This is a genomic window from Rhodococcus sp. WS3 (assembly GCF_003797085.1).
In the GTDB taxonomy this organism is placed as follows: domain Bacteria; phylum Actinomycetota; class Actinomycetes; order Mycobacteriales; family Mycobacteriaceae; genus Rhodococcus_F; species Rhodococcus_F globerula.
In genome coordinates, this window is sequence record NZ_RKMA01000004.1 from 16,362 (window position 1) to 33,928 (window position 17,567).

General features: G+C 62.3%; 17 protein-coding genes. 3 read left to right on the plus strand and 14 right to left on the minus strand.

Annotated features, from left to right (window positions below):
- Window positions 1-5 precede the first annotated feature (5 nt).
- Window positions 6-1,556 (plus strand): bifunctional 3'-5' exonuclease/DNA polymerase, encoded by a 1,551-nt coding sequence (locus tag EEB13_RS27750; protein ID WP_045065064.1) that lies wholly within the window; start codon window positions 6-8, stop codon window positions 1,554-1,556.
- Here EEB13_RS27750 and EEB13_RS27755 read toward each other — a convergent pair.
- From EEB13_RS27755 to EEB13_RS27780, 6 genes are all read right to left on the minus strand, one after another.
- Window positions 1,553-2,203, minus strand: a complete 651-nt coding sequence (locus EEB13_RS27755; RefSeq protein WP_045065066.1) for an ABC transporter ATP-binding protein — start codon at window positions 2,201-2,203, stop codon at window positions 1,553-1,555. The genes EEB13_RS27750 and EEB13_RS27755 overlap by 4 nt on opposite strands.
- The gene (locus tag EEB13_RS27760; protein ID WP_141486739.1) at window positions 2,200-3,111 is read right to left on the minus strand and encodes an ABC transporter ATP-binding protein; all 912 of its coding nucleotides are present in this window, start codon (window positions 3,109-3,111) and stop codon (window positions 2,200-2,202) included. The genes EEB13_RS27755 and EEB13_RS27760 overlap by 4 nt, the downstream gene beginning before the upstream one ends.
- Complete coding sequence (locus tag EEB13_RS27765; RefSeq protein ID WP_141486740.1) at window positions 3,108-3,929, minus strand: ABC transporter permease; 822 nt, start codon at window positions 3,927-3,929, stop codon at window positions 3,108-3,110. Before EEB13_RS27765 ends, EEB13_RS27760 begins: the two co-directional genes overlap by 4 nt.
- Entirely contained in the window at window positions 3,922-4,956 is a 1,035-nt protein-coding gene (locus EEB13_RS27770) for an ABC transporter permease (RefSeq protein ID WP_141486897.1), read from the minus strand. The genes EEB13_RS27765 and EEB13_RS27770 overlap by 8 nt, the downstream gene beginning before the upstream one ends.
- The gene (locus EEB13_RS27775; protein WP_261984661.1) at window positions 4,953-6,569 is read right to left on the minus strand and encodes an ABC transporter substrate-binding protein; all 1,617 of its coding nucleotides are present in this window, start codon (window positions 6,567-6,569) and stop codon (window positions 4,953-4,955) included. Before EEB13_RS27775 ends, EEB13_RS27770 begins: the two co-directional genes overlap by 4 nt.
- A gap of 93 nt (window positions 6,570-6,662) precedes the next feature.
- Complete coding sequence (locus EEB13_RS27780) at window positions 6,663-7,874, minus strand: 4-hydroxybenzoate 3-monooxygenase (protein WP_141486741.1); 1,212 nt, start codon at window positions 7,872-7,874, stop codon at window positions 6,663-6,665.
- Between the two features lie 111 nt (window positions 7,875-7,985).
- On the opposite strand from EEB13_RS27780, the gene EEB13_RS27785 reads away from it, so the two are divergent.
- Window positions 7,986-8,699 (plus strand): IclR family transcriptional regulator, encoded by a 714-nt coding sequence (locus EEB13_RS27785; RefSeq protein WP_033233401.1) that lies wholly within the window; start codon window positions 7,986-7,988, stop codon window positions 8,697-8,699.
- 6 nt (window positions 8,700-8,705) lie between these two features.
- Here the strand turns inward: EEB13_RS27785 and EEB13_RS27790 are convergent, their stop codons facing one another.
- Genes EEB13_RS27790 through EEB13_RS27805 form a run of 4 tightly spaced genes read right to left on the minus strand, consistent with a single transcriptional unit; the run spans window position 8,706 to window position 12,522 of the window.
- Window positions 8,706-9,461, minus strand: coding sequence for a succinate dehydrogenase/fumarate reductase iron-sulfur subunit (locus tag EEB13_RS27790; RefSeq protein ID WP_033233402.1), 756 nt, complete (start codon window positions 9,459-9,461; stop codon window positions 8,706-8,708).
- Window position 9,462: 1 nt separating this feature from the next.
- Window positions 9,463-11,394: a fumarate reductase/succinate dehydrogenase flavoprotein subunit gene (locus EEB13_RS27795; RefSeq protein WP_095887248.1), complete on the minus strand. Its 1,932-nt coding sequence runs from the start codon at window positions 11,392-11,394 to the stop codon at window positions 9,463-9,465.
- A gap of 25 nt (window positions 11,395-11,419) precedes the next feature.
- A complete protein-coding gene (locus tag EEB13_RS27800; RefSeq protein WP_033233404.1) occupies window positions 11,420-12,238 on the minus strand; it encodes a hypothetical protein in 819 nt (272 codons plus the stop codon).
- Window positions 12,235-12,522, minus strand: coding sequence for a hypothetical protein (locus EEB13_RS27805; RefSeq protein ID WP_033233405.1), 288 nt, complete (start codon window positions 12,520-12,522; stop codon window positions 12,235-12,237). The genes EEB13_RS27800 and EEB13_RS27805 overlap by 4 nt, the downstream gene beginning before the upstream one ends.
- A 197-nt stretch (window positions 12,523-12,719) precedes the next feature.
- Between EEB13_RS27805 and EEB13_RS27810 the strand changes: the two genes are divergently transcribed.
- On the plus strand, window positions 12,720-14,945 hold the full coding sequence (locus EEB13_RS27810) for an MMPL family transporter (protein WP_141486742.1): 2,226 nt from the start codon (window positions 12,720-12,722) through the stop codon (window positions 14,943-14,945).
- Here EEB13_RS27810 and EEB13_RS27815 read toward each other — a convergent pair whose 3' ends face one another.
- From EEB13_RS27815 to EEB13_RS27830, 4 genes are read right to left on the minus strand one after another with little or no spacing between them, the layout of a single operon-like run.
- Window positions 14,946-15,797 carry a DNA-3-methyladenine glycosylase family protein gene (locus tag EEB13_RS27815; RefSeq protein ID WP_141486743.1) on the minus strand — a complete coding sequence of 284 codons (852 nt, stop codon included), beginning with the start codon at window positions 15,795-15,797 and terminating at the stop codon, window positions 14,946-14,948.
- Entirely contained in the window at window positions 15,794-16,399 is a 606-nt protein-coding gene (locus EEB13_RS27820; RefSeq protein WP_141486744.1) for a methylated-DNA--[protein]-cysteine S-methyltransferase, read from the minus strand. Before EEB13_RS27820 ends, EEB13_RS27815 begins: the two co-directional genes overlap by 4 nt.
- Window positions 16,396-16,893, minus strand: a complete 498-nt coding sequence (locus EEB13_RS27825) for an RNA polymerase sigma factor (RefSeq protein WP_095887252.1) — start codon at window positions 16,891-16,893, stop codon at window positions 16,396-16,398. The genes EEB13_RS27820 and EEB13_RS27825 overlap by 4 nt, the downstream gene beginning before the upstream one ends.
- Window positions 16,894-16,936: 43 nt before the next feature.
- Window positions 16,937-17,437 carry a methylated-DNA--[protein]-cysteine S-methyltransferase gene (locus tag EEB13_RS27830; protein WP_045065083.1) on the minus strand — a complete coding sequence of 167 codons (501 nt, stop codon included), beginning with the start codon at window positions 17,435-17,437 and terminating at the stop codon, window positions 16,937-16,939.
- Window positions 17,438-17,567 lie beyond the last annotated feature (130 nt).

A 17,567-nucleotide genomic window follows, 5' to 3' on the forward strand; every position in this document is an offset into this window, starting at 1 on the left:
GAGCAGTGAGAGTTGTCCTGGTTCCCGGTAGTACGACGTCCACGGGAGCAGTCACCGCGACGGTTGTTCGCACCGACCCCGACGGGACTGCCGTCGGCGACCGCATCGAATATCCCGATCTGGTTGCCGCGGTCCAAGCTATCGAGAGTGCCGAGCACCCACGGTGGGTCTGGCCGAGCACCGCCTCGGTCTACCCGATGTTGCTGCGCGCCGGCGTCCACGTACAGCGCTGCCACGATATTTCGCTGACCCGCGCGATCCTGAGCATGCGCGCGGGTCAGCCGTCACCACCGGCCGAGGAGTCCGACGACGACCGTCTCGGCTTGTTCGACACCGCTCCCGTCCTCGATCCTGATGGTGTTGTTGCGGAGTTCGCGGAGCAACGCACTGTCATCGGCGCCGACGCGCGCCTGGATCTGCTGATTGCCGCAGAATCAGCCGGCGCGCTCAGTGCTGCTGAAATGACGCACGCCGGTTTGCCGTTCTCGACGCGGAAGCACCGCGAACTCCTCGAAGAGAGACTTGGCCCCCGGCCAACGGGGTACGACCTCCCCGTTCGCATGCAGGAACTTGCCACCCAGATCAGCGACGCCTTCGGGCGGACGGTGAACCCCGCGTCGTCCGTCGAGATCACCGAGGCATTCGGGCGCCAGGGCATCGAACTGCCGTCGACGCGCAAGTGGTTTCTTCAGGAAGTTGATCACCCGGCGGTTCCGTTGCTCCTGCGCCACCGCGAACTCGCCAAGCTGTACAGCACCAATGGCTGGCAATGGATGGACAGTTGGGTGCGTGGCGATCGCTTCCGCCCCATCTACGTTCCCGGTGGTGTCGTCTCGGGCCGGTGGGCAAGCCGAGGCGGCGGCGCCCTTCAGATTCCGAAGACCATGCGCTCGAGCGTTGTTGCCGATCCCGGACACGTATTCGTAGTGGCCGACGCCGGTCAACTCGAGCCCCGGATTCTGGCTGCCATGTCACGCGACCGCCGCATGATGGCGGCAGCCGGTGATGACGATCTGTACGCCCTCGTTGGCGCCGAGGCATTTGGCGGCGACCGCGCCAAAGCCAAAGTTGCCATCCTCGGAGTGCTCTACGGCGCCACCGCCGGTGAAGCCAAAGCGCTACTCACGTTGCTGCGCAAGCGTTTCCCCGTAGCGGTCGAGTACGTCGAGCAGGCCGCCAAGGCCGGAGAGCGCGGCGAGGTAGTGCACTCCCTGCTCGGCCGAGCGTGTCCCCCACCGTCTCCCGATTTCTATTCACACGGCGACGCTCACGCGCGCGGACGTTTCACCCGCAACTTCGTGGTGCAGGCAACGGCCTCGGAATGGGCTCTGTGTCTCCTCGCCGACCTGCGACGACGCCTCGCCGAGGACCCGGACGGCGAATTGGTGTTCTTCCAGCACGACGAGGTTGTGGTGCACACGCGAAACCCCGAGTCCGGCACAGCTCACGTACTGGCTGCGGCAGCATCGGCAACTCGACTGCTGTTCGGCGACACGGTTGTTCGATTCCCCATGGACGTCGGGGTCCGCGAAAGCTACGGAAAGAGCAGCGTCTAGCCCGCTCGGATGTCGTCGAGTTCGTGAACGCGTGTGCAGCACGCGTCGAGCAGATCACGATCGTGGCTGATGAGCAGCACCCCGATACCGTGATCCGTTGCCCGCCGCTCGATCAACCGTACGATGGTGGCGGTGGTCGCGGCGTCGAGCATCGCGGTGGCTTCGTCGCAGATGAGGTAACGGGGTTGCTGCGCCAATGATCTCGCGAGCGCCGCGCGTTGAAGCTGGCCGTCACTGACCTGATGCGGGCGACGCGCCAGCAAGTCGGGTGTGAGTCCGACTTCCGAGGCCAGTGCTTCGATGTCGATATCGCGGCGCGCGATGTCGGCGGGCTGCCCGATGATCCGTGCCAGCGTCTGCCGGGGATCAGTTGCGGCGCGTGGCGATTGGAAGAGCATGGACACCGCCCCTCTGAACTCAGCGGGAACACCGAACTTGGTTCCTGCAACGCGAGAACCGTCGATCTGCACTTCGCCGGACCACGGCGCGTCCAGCGACGCGAGAATCCTTGCCAGCGTCGATTTTCCGGTTCCGGACGGCCCGGTCAACCCGATCAGATGGCCGGCCGGGATCTCGAGGGAGACATTCTCGAGGACGGGACGCCCACGCTCGTAGCCACCGGTGACATCCAGGGCGCGCAAACTCATCGTGCACTCACCTCCCGGCGGGTTCGGTACGTGCGCTCTCCGAACGTGACCAGTTCGGTTGGCCCACCGGATTGCGCGGACTCCGGTCGGCGCAGGTAGTAGACGCACTCGTCCGGAAGATTCGTCAATTGAGGGGGTGATCCGGGGATGGGATTGAGCCCGCGGGACGGCAAGGCTCCGAGCAGGTCTCGGGTGTAATCGTGAAGCGGGTCCTGCAGAACCTGCGCAGCTGGGCCAGTCTCCATGATGCGCGAGGCGTACATGACGGCCAACCTGTCTGCGATCGCAACTCGGGTCAACGACGCCAGATCGTGAGTGATCAGCAGAACCGCGGCACCCGCATCGGCGCACTCGCGCAGCAGGCCGAGAACATGATCGGTGAGCGCGCGGTCCAGGTTGGCGGTGGGCTCGTCGGCCACGACCACCGACGGGTCCCCGGCCAACGCGCCGGCAATGGCAACCCGCTGCGCCATGCCCCCCGACAGTTCGTGCGGGTAGCAGTCGAGGGCGGAAGGTTCGAGACCCACTCGCTGCGCCAAGCCGTCGCAGGTGTGGGCGGTGCCGAGTGCGTCGATCGTCTCCTGCAGTTGCGAGCGTGCCGTCCGCACCGGCGTGAGATATGTTGCGGCAGATTGTGGCACGAGTGCGGCATGACTACCACGGAAGGGTGTTCCGGAAAACACGTCGATGTCGTCGACGGTGATGGTACCGGTGCGCTGAGTGCCAGGCGGCAGCATGTTCATCACCGATGTTGCGATGATGGACTTGCCACAGCCGGATTCTCCGACCAGCGCTGTGACAGTCCCAGGCGGCACCGCGAGGTCGATGTTGCTGGCAGCGTGAACAACCGAGCCGCCGGGCAGCGGAATCCGGACGGTGAGCGCATCGATTCGAAGGCCGGCATTCACAGTCGAAGCTCCGATGGCCGAGGCGGTGCGAGCTTCGAACGCAATGCCGAACCGGCCACCGCCACCGCAACGGTAGTGATCACCAGAACGGCTGCGGGAAACACCAACGTCCACCAACCACCGAGCAGCAGAGAACTGCGAGCCTCTTCCAGAAGTGTTCCCAGACTGGGCTTGTGGGGCGGAAGGCCGAATCCGAGGAACGAGAGCGTCGACTCGTGCCACACGGCGTGCGGCAGCAGGAGGACCACCGCGATCAAGGCCTGCGGCGCAGCAGCCGGAACCAGGTGGCGAGTGATCACATGTCTCCGGCTGGCTCCGGCGAGGACGGCTGCGTCGATGTACGGGCGGTCACGCAAATTCAGGATCTCGCCGCGGATGATGCGAGCTACCTGGGTCCAGTGTGTGAGTGCGATCGAGAGAACGATGGCGAGGATACTGCCACGGAACATCGCGACGATGACGATGCCGAGCAGCAAGTGTGGGAGGGCGTTCACCGCGTCGGTGCCGCGCATGACAACTCGGTCCACCCAGCCGCCGAGGAGTCCGGCAGTGGTGCCTACCGCCACCCCGATCACCGTGGACAACAGTGCGCAGGCGAGAGCGATCAGCAACGACGTCCGGATACCGGCAGCGACTCGAACAAACAGGTCTCGCCCCGCAGAGTCGGTGCCGAAGGGATGCGCGAGCGACGGAGCCATCCGGGCCTGCGCGAAGTCGGTGACACGGTCGTCGACGTCGGCGATCCACGGAACCAAGCCGGCGTAGAGCGCGACGAGGATCATGACACCGACAGCGATTGCAAAGCGGCGCTTAGCCATCTGTGCCCACCCTCGGGTCGAGGAGGGCAACAACCACATCAGCGAGAAGCGAGCCGAGCATGACCGTCAGAGTTGTTCCGACCGTAAGGAACGCGAGCAACGCCATGTCGAGGTCCCGAGCGGAGGAGACGATGGCACCGGCAATTCCCGGCCAACTGAACACTTCTTCCACCAGTACCGCACCGACGACAAGTTCGGGCAATCGGACTCCGATGATGTTGACGAACGGCGCAAGTGACGTCGGCACGATATGACGTTGTGTGATGGTGGAAGCCGGTATTCCGCGCGCCACCGCCCCGGCGACAAATCCTTCACCGGTAGATCCGACGACGGATTCGCGCACTGCGAGGAGTAGCCACGGCATTTGGGAGATCGCAAGGACGGCGACCGGGAGAATGAGGTGCCGAATCACCTGCGCCGGTGTGGGATCGGCACCACCGTCGGTCAACCCGGCCACTGGCAACCAACCGAGAGTCAGCGCGAAGAGCGCGATGGCTCCGAGCGAGAGAACAAACGGCGGAAGTCCTTGAACGACGACGCACAGCCCGGACACGGTTCTGTCCAGGAGCCCACCCTTGCGGATTCCGGCGAGCACTCCCAGCGCCAGCGACGCGAGAATCGCAATCACCAGACTGACGCCGACCAGGAGTAGCGTCCACGGCAGTCGTTCGGAGATGACTTGGGTGACTGGCTGATTGAAGGATCGAGAGACGCCCAGATCACCGGTTATCACTGCATGCAGCCACGTCCAGTACGTGCTGTACCAGGGGTTGTCGAAACCCATCTGCGCGGCGATCAGGGCCTTGTCCGCTTCGCTGGTTGTCATGTACCGCGTGCCCAGATAGCCGACAAGCGGATCGAACGGCGAGATTGCCGCGGCGGCAAACAAACCGGCGGACACGACGATGATCACCGGGACGATGAATAGCATCCGGCGCCCGACTATCACGAGGATGGAGCGTCGGCGAGCGTTGTGCGATCGTACCGGGTCCGACGTTGCACCGGCTCGAACGTCGAGCGCCGTCATTGTTCTTGCGTCCACGTCTGCAACGACCACCACGGACCCCAGGTCACTCCGTGCGCGTGCGGTTCCAGCACCGGACCGGACATCGTCCAATCGGAATCTTTCGACACGTACGTGTGATCGAGGAAGACCAGGTACACATAACCGGGATCATCGACGTACGCCTGCTGCACATCTCGGTAGGCGGCGTCGCGGGTCGCTTGGTCGAGGCTTCGGCGACCGACGTCGAGTCCAGCGTCGACAACCTGATTCGAGTAGTCACTGGGATTGTCGTAGATGCTGCCGACACCGGGAGCGATGGACGCGGAATTGAGTGCGTCGTAGGCCTGGGTATCGGGATCGAACGGTTCGTCGCCGCCGCCGAGCAGTGTGGAGTCCCGATTGATTCGCGGATCGATGCGATCCCAGGACAGTGCTTCGAGATCTACTTCGACGCCGATCCCGAGTGCGTCGGATGCAAAGGCCTGGGCCAAGTCTCGACGGACCGTGTCCACAGAGTTGTACATGATCGTGAACTGCGCACGTCGACCGTCTTTCGAACGGATGCCGTCACTGCCTTCGATCCAACCGGCATCGGTGAGGATCTGCTCAGCCTTGGCCGGGTCGTACGCAAACGTTGCGTCCGGGTTGTACGAGGCACCGTAGACCTCGGGAATCGGCGTGGCGGCGACGCGGCCGTGCCCACCGAGAACGTTGTCGATCATGGACTGCCGGTTGGCGGCAAGATTCAGTGCCATGCGCATCGCCGGGTCACCGGCTACCGGGTTGTCGGTGGGCAGCGAAACACCACGCCAATCCGCGGACTGATGGGCCGTCACCGACATGCCGTCCCGCGATTCGAACGTATTGGCAAGCAGCGGCGGGAGATTGGTGCCGTCGATCTCGCCCGAGGCCATCCGCTGCGCCCGGGTGTTGTCGTCCGGAACATAGAGCAGCGTGAGCTTCTTGATTTCCGGTGCGCCGTCCCAGTAGTTCTCGTTGGCAGCAAACACCGCGCGGTCGGGTGAAAGATCGACAAGGGTGTACGGCCCGGTCCCGATCGGTTCGGTGTTGAGCGTCGACTCGGCCGCCAGGGCCGGTGTCGCGACGGACTCCGACGGCACAATGCCGATCAGCATCTTGGTGAGTAGTGGTGCGTAGGAGTACGCGAGACGGAACTCCACGGTGTTCTGGTCCAGCGCTACGACATCGCTGATCATGTCGAACGACGACTTCGCCTCGGACGCTGATGCCGGATCGAGGATCGCCTTGTACGTGGCAACCACGTCGGCGGCGTCAAAAGTGGAGCCGTCGGAGAAGGTGACACCTCCGCGGAGAGTGACGGTCCAGAGGGTGGCGTCCGCGTTGGCGGTGGGGATCGACGTCGCAAGAGCCGGTTCGAAACCAGGCATTCCCTCACCGCCGCGCAGGCGCACCAGACCGTCGTACATCTTGGCTTCGCCGGCTGCACCGAAGCCGGCAACGGGGTTGTATCCGCCCAGTTCGTAGCCGTCGGCGAGGACCAGACCGTCGCTTGCGGTCGACGTGCCCGACGGGGTGCTGCACGACGTGACGAGCAGGGTGCCGACGACGGCAGCGATCGCGAACGTCGGAACTCCGGAACGGATGAGACCCACTGTTTGCCCCTTTTCTTCTGAATAAAAATAACATCTGTACAGATATTCAGATAAAAAATGGGCAATGCGGACGTTTCGCCAGACGGCAGAGCGTCAGGACACTGCGTGAACCAGTTGGGGCAGCGGCAGGCCGGTGTAGTTCTCGGCAATCAAGGTCAGCCCTGCTTGGGAGCTGGTCACGACGTCGAGTTCAGCTTCCTGCCGTTTGATGTCGAACGGCGACGCGTCGGGCGCTGTATGCAGCATCGTCGACATCCACCACGAGAAATGCTGAGCACGCCACACCCTCGGCAACACAGCCGAGGAGTAACCGTCGAGGGCTTGTCGATCCCCAGCGGTAAAGAAACCGACCATGGCGTCGGCCAGAACCCACACGTCTGCCAGCGCGAGGTTCATGCCCTTGGCGCCGGTCGGTGGGACAGTGTGCGCGGCGTCCCCGGCCAGGAACAAGCGGCCGGATTGCATGGGTTCACACACAAAGCTACGGAACGGCAGGATGCTCTTCGAGAAGATGGCACCCTCCTTGACCTCGACGCCAGGTCCGTCCACGCGTCGGTGCAACTCGTCCCAGATTCGATCGTCCGACCAGTCGTCGACAGTGTCGTCGACCGAAACCTGTAGGTAGTGCCGCTGCACAGTCTCGGATCGTGTGCTGCAGAGTGAAAATCCCCGCGGGCTGTGGGCGTAGATGAGTTCGTCCGACGTTCGGGGGGCCTCGGCAAGAATGCCGAACCAGACGAACGGGTACTGGCGGAAGTAGTCGGTGCGTACCTCGGGCTCCGGAATGAGGTGGCGCGTCCCGGTTCGCGAACCATCGCATCCCGCAACAAGTTCGGAGTCCAGCCGCTGCGCCTGACCGTCGGAGTCGACAAACGTGATGAACGGGCGATCGCCAGTGTGCTCGTGGACCTCGACGTCACTGACGCCGAAGCGAATGTCGCCGCTGTCTGCCAGCCTGCGCGCAATCAGATCGATGAGCACCTCATGCTGCGGGTACACAGTGACAGCCCGACCCGTGAGCCCTTCGAAGTCGACGCGACGCCCCTCACCGGCGAACCTGATCTGGGTACCGGTGTGGCGATGACCTTCCGCGAGTAACCGATCACCCACGCCGGTTGCGATCATCAAATCCACGGTGTTCTGCTCGAGAATTCCCGCCCGGATCGTTCCTTCGACGTCTTCGCGGGTACGGCATTCCAGGACAACGGAATCGATCCCCTGAAGATGAAGAAGATGGGAGAGCATCAGACCGGCCGGACCGGCCCCGACGATACCGACCTGGGTGCGAATGGGCGGCAGACTCATAGAACTCTCCTCGGTAGAGAACAACTTTTCACTGATTGGATGGTCGCGGGACATGAGGGCGGTCAACAAGGTAGTTTTCATTGAGTGAAAGAAGTCGCTACTCCGCCGGGAATGCTGGAACGAGCTATGGTCCTGCTCGATCTGTTCACTCCGCAGCACCCCCGCCAGACAATCACCGAACTTGCACTGGGTTCCGAACTGCCCGTGCCGACGGTCTTTCGCATCTGCCGAGAACTCACCAGGCTCGGAGCCCTCGAACGTGGCGACGACGGCCGATTTCAGATCGGACTTCGGGTCTGGGAGATCGGGTCCCGCGCACCCCGAGCACACGGTTTACGTTCCGTAGCAATGCCGTTCATGGAGGACTTGCACGAAATCACCGGGCAGAACGTACAACTGGTTGTCCGCGATCACCTCGAGGCTGTCTACCTGGAGCGGTTGTCGAGCCACGACGCCGTCGGTCTTGTCGGCCGGGCTGGTGGACGATTGCCGCTGCACGCGTCCAGCGGTGGGCTGGTGCTTCTGGCTCATGCTCCCCATGGCGTCTTCGACGATGTTGTCGCGGCCGGATTGCGGGCGCTGACGCCGTTCACGATCACCGAGGAACCTACGCTTCGTTCTCTGCTGGCCGAGATCCGCCGCACCGACATCGTCATAGCTCGCCAGTACCTCAATCTCGGCACGCTGGCGATAGCGTCGCCCATTCGCCGCTCTCGCGACGTTGTCGCGGCATTATCTGTTGTCGTTCCACTCGACACCGGCAGCGCTCCCCTCGTCCCGGCACTGCAGGCGGCCAGTCGCGCGATCTCCCGAGGAATTTCCTGACCCGAATCAGGTTTCACCTCGACGGAAGATCTTGTTGCCCAGCCAGACCAGCGGATCATAACGCCGATCCACGACTCGTTCCTTCATCGGGATGATTGCGTTGTCGGTGATCTTGATGTCCTCCGGGCACACCTCGGTACAGCATTTGGTGATGTTGCACAGACCGAGTCCGGACTGGTCTTGCGCGGCGTCCCGACGGTCTGCTGTATCGAGAGGGTGCATTTCGAGTTCGGCGATCCGAATGAAGAAGCGGGGGCCGGAAAACGCCTCCTTGTTGTCCTCGTGATCGCGCACGACGTGACAAGTGTTCTGACACAGGAAGCATTCGATGCACTTGCGGAACTCCTGCGAGCGGGCGACGTCGATCTGCTGCATTCGGTACTCACCGGGAGCCAAGCCGGGCGGCGGTGTGAACGACGGGATCTCGCGTGCCTTCCGGTAATTGAACGAGACATCGGTGACCAGATCACGGATGACCGGGAATGCGCGCATCGGAGTCACAGTCACCACTTCGTCCTCCGCAAAAGTCGACATCCGCGTCATACACAGCAGCCGCGGACGCCCGTTGATCTCCGCTGAGCACGATCCACACTTGCCCGCCTTGCAGTTCCACCGCACCGCGAGATCCGGAGTCTGCGTGGCCTGCAACCGGTGAATGATGTCGAGCACCACCTCCCCCTCGTTCACCGGAACCGAATAGTCCCGCAGCTCACCACCATCGGCATCGCCGCGCCACACCCGGAAACTCGCGTCGTAGCCCATGTCAGGTTTTCCTTCCCGGATGGCCGGCAAGTTCGGCGTCCGTGTAGTACTTCGCCAACTCGTCGATGTCGAAGAGCGCCAAAAGGTCCGGTCGCATCGGCGATTGCGGCTCGGAGGTGACCTGCACGTCGGGAACAACGACATCCGCTCGCCCGGCGACCGCTGCATCCACAGCGCACACCAGCAGGGTGTTGCGCCACTGCGCAGCCATCGCCGGGTGATCGTCCCGAGTATGTCCGCCCCGGCTCTCGGTGCGCAGCAGCGCGGCTTTCGCGACACATTCGCTGACCAGCACCATGTTTCGCAGATCCACAGCCAGATGCCATCCCGGATTGAACTGCCGATGCCCCTCCACCACAACCGAATCGATCCGTCGTTTGATGTCGTCGAGCGTGCGCAGCGCGCGGTCGACTTCCTCAGCGGTGCGGATGATGCCGACCAAGTCGTTCATCGTCTGCTGCAGTTCGGTGTGCAGGGTGTACGGGTTCTCGAGGGCACCGGCGTCACCCTGAGGTTCGAACGGCGAGAGCAACATCCGTGACGCGGCATCCACGTCGCCGTCCGCCACGACGGGCCGAGCAGGCAGCGACTTCACATAAGTCGCGGCGCCGAGGCCGGCTCGTCTACCGAACACGAGCAAATCCGACAGCGAATTTCCGCCCAGCCGGTTGGACCCGTGCATTCCGCCGGAGCACTCCCCCGCCGCGAACAACCCCGGTACGTTCGACGAACCGGAGTCTGGGTCGACCTCGATCCCGCCCATCACGTAGTGGCAGGTCGGACCAACTTCCATTTGCTCTTTTGTGATGTCGACGTCCGCGAGTTCCTTGAACTGGTGATACATCGACGGCAACCGGCGCTTGATTTCCTCGGCCGGCATCCGGGACGCGATATCCAGGTACACACCGCCATGCGGGGTTTCACGTCCCTCCTTCACCTCGGTGTTGATGGCGCGAGCCACCTCGTCGCGGGGTAGCAGATCGGGGGTGCGCCTGTTGTTCTCCTGATCCTCGTACCACCGATCGGCTTCTTCTGCCGTCTCGGCGTACTGGCCCTTGAACACCGGTGGAATGTAGGAAAACATGAAGCGGTCGCCCTCGGAGTTCTTGAGCACCCCACCGTCGCCGCGCACTCCCTCCGTCACGAGAATGCCTTTGACGCTCGGCGGCCACACCATGCCTGTCGGGTGAAACTGAACGAACTCCATGTTGATCAAGTTGGCGCCCGCGCGAAGTGCCAGCGCGTGTCCGTCCCCGGTGTACTCCCACGAATTGGATGTGACCTTGAACGACTTGCCAATTCCGCCGGTAGCCATCACCACGGCCGGTGCTTCGAACAGCACGCACCGTCCACTCTCACGCCAGTATCCGAAGGCACCGGAAATACGGTCGCCGTCCTTCGTCAGTTCCGAGATGGTGCATTCCGCAAATATCTTGACGCGTGCCTCGTAGTCTCCGGTGGCCGCGAAGTCTTCCTGCTGAAGCGAGACAATCTTCTGCTGCATCGTCCGAATGATCTCGAGACCTGTTCGGTCACCGACGTGAGCGAGCCGCGGATACGTGTGACCACCGAAGTTGCGTTGACTGATTCGCCCGTCCGGCGTCCGATCGAACAGTGCGCCATAGGTTTCGAGTTCCCACACTCGATCCGGCGCCTCACGCGCGTGCAGCTCCGCCATCCGCCAGTTGTTGAGGAACTTCCCACCGCGCATCGTGTCCTGGAAATGCGTCTGCCAGGTGTCCTTCTCGTTGGCGTTGCCCATCGCGGCAGCGCACCCACCCTCCGCCATGACGGTGTGAGCCTTGCCGAACAGCGACTTACAGACCACGGCAACAGAGAGTCCTTGCTCTCTGGCCTCGATCACCGCGCGTAGTCCGGCTCCGCCGGCTCCGATCACCACGACGTCGTAGGTGTGCCGTTCGACTTCGGTCATTCACTCTCCCTGAAGAATTGGGTGGTCAATTGATCAGACGTAGGTCGTCGATCGTGCCGCTGGCCACGAGCATGATGTAGAAATCGGTGATCATGAGCGTGCCGAGCGTGGTCCACGCCAGCTGCATGTGCCGCGTGTTGAGTTTGCTCACCTGCGTCCACAACCAGTAGCGGATCGGATGTTTCGAAAAATGGGTGAGCCGTCCACCCGTGACGTGACGACACGAATGGCACGACACCGTGTAGGCCCACAGCAAGCACACGTTGCCGACGAGGATCAGCGTGCCGAGACCCATCCCGAAGCCACCGTCTGCTCCGTGGAAAGCCCGAATCGCGTCGTAGGTATTGATGATCGACACAACAACCGCGACATAGAAGAAGTACCGATGCGAGTTCTGGATGATCAGCGGAAGTCGTGTTTCACCCGAGTACGCGCGATGTGGTTCTGCGACCGCACAGGCAGGGGGCGACAGCCACACAGACCGGTAATAGGCCTTGCGATAGTAGTAGCAGGTCAGCCGGAATCCCAGAAGGAACGGCAGCACCAGGAACCCGAGCGGAATCCACATCGGCAATTCACCGATCGGTGTGCCGAAATCGCTGGAACCCGGCGCACACGAGTCGCTCAGGCACGGAGAGTAAAACGGTGTCAGGTAGTGATAGTCCGCGACCCAGTACGCGCTGCGGACGAACGACCGGATCGTCGCGTAGACCAGGAAGACGGACAATCCCAGTACGGTCAGTAGCGGCGCTCGCCACCACCGGTCCGTTCTCAGCGTGCGTGCCGCAATGCGAGCACGCGAAGAAGCACCGACCCCACTCGAATCGATCGGTGGTGCACTCATCCGTCGTGCTCGGTCGGGTGGCCGCCGATACCCTCGTCATCGGCGCCCTGCCACATCGACGCGTCGTACGGTGTGTCGGGCACGGGGATTCGTTCAGCCTGTTCGTGATGGGTCAGGTGCGGCGGCGATGCGTCCAGATCGCCGGAGTCGATCTCGAGCCGCTCCAGATCATTGACCAACCGGCGGACCTGCGGTACGTCACCGTACAAGGACCGCAGCGAACCGACACAGTGACGGAGATGGTCGATGGTGCGCTCGAGTTCGAGCATTTCGGTGGTTGACATAAATCTCTCCAACCGATCGGTAGAAGTGGTGACTCATATCGGCTTCGACAACCGGGTCGCTGTACCTCCTGCGCGTGAAAGTTGTGTTCCTCGCATCAGCGGGTACCCCAATTGCGGTAGTTCCACCCGGCTTGCTCGCGTGTTCTACTGAAAATGTTGTTTTATCGGTGACGGCCTCATGCGCCCCCAGGAGAACGATGACCAAACTGGATTCCACTGACGCGGAAAAGAACGACGGCAGAGCGATCAGAGCCTTTCGCCTGCCTATCTTCACGGTGATCGCATTGGCGATCTTCGCCTTTGTCGCGGGCGGTTTCGGCGGTTCGTTCCAGAGCAAACTCGCAGAGGTTCAGAAGAACGACAACTCGTCGTATCTTCCGAGTTCTGCGGAGTCCACCGTCGTCGCAAATGAATCCGCGAAATTCCTTCCGGTGGAGACCATTCCTGGGTTTGTCGTATTCCATCGGGATTCCGCGCTGACCGATGCGGACAAAGCTGCTGTCGAATCTGCACGTCAAGCCATTTCCCGAGTACCCGGCGTCGATGCCGACGGGATGCAGCCAACTCAATTCTCCGCCGACGGCACCATTGCATCCATTTTCGTTCCGCTGATCGCCAAGGACGACGGCGCCGCGGTGTCCGGTGAGGAGCTGGCGGCAACCGAACAGAAAGTCCTCGACGCGGCCGAGCAGGCTGCCGGCGACATGGAAGTACTACCGGCAGGTCCTGGCGGGCTCCTGGTGGCCTTCATCGACGCTTTTGCCGGCTTGGACAGTGCGCTCCTCGGCGCCGCCTTACTCGTTGTCATCCTGATTCTTCTAGTGGTCTACAGATCGCCGGTGCTGTGGTTCTTCCCGCTGTTCTCGGCGCTCCTGGCAATCGGCTTGTCGTCGATGGTGATCTACTTCCTCGCGAAGGCCGAGATCCTGACCTTGACCGGTCAATCTCAAGGAATCTTGTTCGTACTCGTGATCGGTGCGGGCACCGACTATGCGCTGCTGCTCATTTCGCGTTACCGCGAAGAACTTCACAGCTACCCCAATCGATTCGACGCGATGATCCGGGCGTGGCGTGAATCAGCGCCCGCGATCACAGCATCGGCTGTCACTGTCGTTCTCGGACTGCTCTGCCTGACCTTCTCGCAGTTGAACTCCAACAAGAGCCTCGGCCCGGTGGCCGCGATCGGGATTGCCTGCACGTATCTGGTGATGATGACGTTCATGCCGGTTGCACTGGCGGTGGTCGGCCGCTGGGTGTTCTGGCCCCGAACTCCACGCGTCGATCACGCCGCAGATCTTGCGACGCACGGCATGTGGGGCAAGATCGCGACAACTGTCGGCAATAAGGATCGCTCGTTGTGGATCGGCGCGTCGATCCTGCTCATCGTGTTGTTCGCGGCCGGAATCGGAAGCCTGAAAACCGATGGGCTGACCGCGGCCCAGAACTTCACCAACACTCCGGACGCCGTTGTCGGGCAAGAACTCTACGATTCCGCGTTCGACCCGGGAGCCGGTGCCCCGGCCGTCATCACTGCGAACGCGGATCAGTCCGATGCGGTCATCAAGGCGGCAAGCGCTGTCGAGGGTATATCCCAGGACGCCGGGTCCGTATGCACGCAAGTCGACGTGGCGAAGGTCAGCGAATTGATCAAGACCAATCCAGCGGCCGTCGCCCAGGCAGCGGCCGCCGGCTGTGCCCCACCAGGCTTCACTGCCCCGCCGATCAACGGTCGCACCATGATCAACGCGATGCTTGTCGATTCATACGACTCGCCACAGGCACTCGAGACGATCAAGCGTCTCCGGACCGCTGTACACGCAGTTCCAGGCGCCGACGCTCTTGTGGGCGGCAGCACCGCAACCACACTCGACGTTCAAGCAGCGTCTGTGCGCGACCGCAATCTCATCATCCCCATCGTGCTTGCGGTTATCTTCGTTGTTCTTGCGCTACTGCTTCGCGCGCTGGTCATTCCCGTAATTCTGATTGCAACGGTGGTCCTTTCGTTTGCAGCCACCTTGGGCGTCAGCGGCTTCTTCTTCACTCACGTCTTTGGTTTTGCAGGCGCAGACCAGTCGTTCCCGCTCTACGCGTTTGTCTTCCTCGTAGCGCTGGGCATCGACTACAACATCTTCCTGATGACCCGTGTTCGCGAGGAAACGGGTGAATTCGGCACTCGCGCAGGTGTATTGCGCGGACTTGCCGTCACCGGCGGCGTCATCACTTCGGCCGGGATCGTGTTGGCGGCAACGTTTGCCGTCCTGGGAATTCTTCCACTGGTCTTCTTGGCCGAGATCGGTTTTGCCGTTGCGTTCGGCGTGCTGCTGGACACGATCATAGTGCGCAGCGTCCTGGTTCCCGCTCTGTCCCATGACATCGGCAAGAAAATCTGGTGGCCATCCAGCCTGGCGACCTCGAAAGACTGACTAGAGAAAAGCTTCTTTCGTCCACAGATGAAACAACGCGTAAGCGCGCCACGGTCGCCATTGCTCCGACAATGCCGCAGCTTCCTTGCCGGACGACACACCCAACGCGCGTTTGAGAACCAGATCATCCGGCACAAACGCGTCCCGATCTCCGAGGATCCTCACGGTCAGATAGTCGGCAGTCCACGGCCCGATTCCTGGCAGAGCTAGAAGATCAGCACGAAATCGCACTCGGTCGGCATCCCAGCCGAGATCAAGATACTCGGCAGCGGCAATCGCCAAGGTGTGCACCGTTCGTGCACGCGCACTGGTCAATCCGACAGCTTTCTGTATCGCCTCCGGAGAACTGGCCGCTACAGACTCCGCCGATGGGAAGGCCGAGAACTCGTGATTCACGGGTAGACCGAACGCTCCGACAAACCGTCCACCAAATGTTCGCGCCGCCCCCAGCGAAACCTGCTGCCCCAGAACAGTCAGCACCGCAGTCTCGAAACCGTCGACGCTACCGAGCACACGTAAACCTGGCCGGGCCGAGATCAGCGGAGCCAGCGTCTTGTCCGAGGCCAGCACCGCCTCCCACACACGATGATCGCCGTCGAGATCGAGCCACCGCCGTACAACCGACTCGAGCTGAGCGGCGTCCGTGTCCCTGTCCGCGCTCACCGACACACAATCGTCGTGCCATGACACCGACACGATCACGGGACCGGTCGGCAACGTCACGACGCGCACATGAACCCCGTCGTCGTGACGTTCCAATCCGGCTACCGCATGGGCCTTCAACGCGCCGATCAACGGCTCCGTCGCATACGGCGGCGTGAACGGAAGAGTCAGCGTCGCAGCCTTGTTCATTGCCGCGATTCCAGGTCCAGCAGTACGGCCTTGAGCTCCGGGCCGCCCGCGTACTGGCCCAGGCTTCCGTCACTTCGGACAACTCTGTGACATGGCACCACCAACGGCAATGGATTCTTCGCACACGCCGTGCCCACCGCCCGCACTGCACGCGGACTACCCGACGCCGCGGCGACCGTCGAATAGCTTGCGGTGTGGCCGTATTCGATCTCCGGAAGGTGACGCAGCACTTCACGCCGAAATCCCTTTGCCAGCTGAAAATCCAAATCCAGGTCGAATTCCCTTCGGCCGCCGGCAAAGTACTCGTCCAGCTCCCGGGCAACGGCGTCGAGCCTGCGCGGATGATGCAGGACACGCGGACTGACAGTATCGGCCAGCCGTCCAAGCACGACGTCGTGCCCCTCGACGGCAAACGCCACCCGCACCAATCCGACGTCCGTTGCAGCGAGGAGCAATTTCCCGATCGGCGAATCAACGATCCGATAGGCAACATCGATCAACTGCGCCGCCGCAGCGGCATCAGCCAGCCGTGAGTGCAGTCGCGCCAGCGCTTCCGGGTCGGACGCGGGGAGTGCGCCGAACACATCAGCTTCGGTAGTCATGATCGGCTCCCTTCCGGAACGGTGTTGGTTAAGTATGTTTTTCGCAGGGACGCAATACCGTCGGAGCCGGCCTTCCTCGCGGCGGACGGAGTACTGCCCAGAATCTCGGCGATCTCCGCGTACGGCAGCCCGCCCAGGAAGTGGTACGCCACCGACGCTCGCTGCTTGAACGGCAGTTGTTCGAGTGCATCCCAGAGTTCGTGATTCCAGGTTCCCGGAAGGCCGATACGCGTCGGCAATTCCGGAAGGTCGTCGGTAGGAACCGCGACGCGCCCTCGTACTCGCACGATGTCGATGGCTTTGCGGTGCGCAATGGTCACGAGCCATGCCTCGACATTCGCGCCGGGATCCAGGTCCGGATAGGCACGCATTGCCGCCAGGAAGGTCTCGGACCACGCGTCCTCCGCGTCGACCGGACCGACCACAGCGCGGCACACCCGAAGCACCACCGCTCCGTGCTCTGTCACGACGTTCTCGAATGGTTTCAGTGCCACGATCGGTAAACGCTCGCATCACGAGATATGTGAGTTCGTTCCATCAGAACAGCACGTCCGAGATTCCGCCGGACTCCTGCTCGAGCAGAAAGCGCTTGCGGTCGAGACCGCCCGCAAAGCCCGTCAGGCTCCCGTCACTACCGACCACGCGATGGCACGGCACGATGATGCTGATCGGATTCTTACCGTTTGCCGCCGCGACAGCACGAATCGCCAGAGGGTTGCCAAGGGTTTGCGCGAGGTCCATATAGGACCACGTCTGCCCGTAGGGAATTGTCCGCAGCGCATCCCACACTCGTTGCTGAAACTCCGTGCCCGACGGATCCAACGGCAACGAGAACTCGGTTCGCTCTCCGGAAAAATACTCGTCCAACTGTTCCCGGACAGCACCGAAATTCGCGGGTGAACTCTCCCCGAAAGTCGACTCGTTCGGCTTGTGCCGATGCTCTGCCATGTAGAGACCGCACAACCCGTTTGCCGTCGCGACCAGTGTCAACGGCCCGATCGGCGACTCGATCACTGTGTGGGTACGGTTATCCGCCATGTCTCGATCCTTCCAGGTATCGAGTAGCGACGGCCACGATGTGGGAACGCCAGCGCCTGAGCTACTCATATCTCGAAGACGCCCCGACTCACAGGAATGTGAGAAATGCCTGCACTTCCGACCATTATCA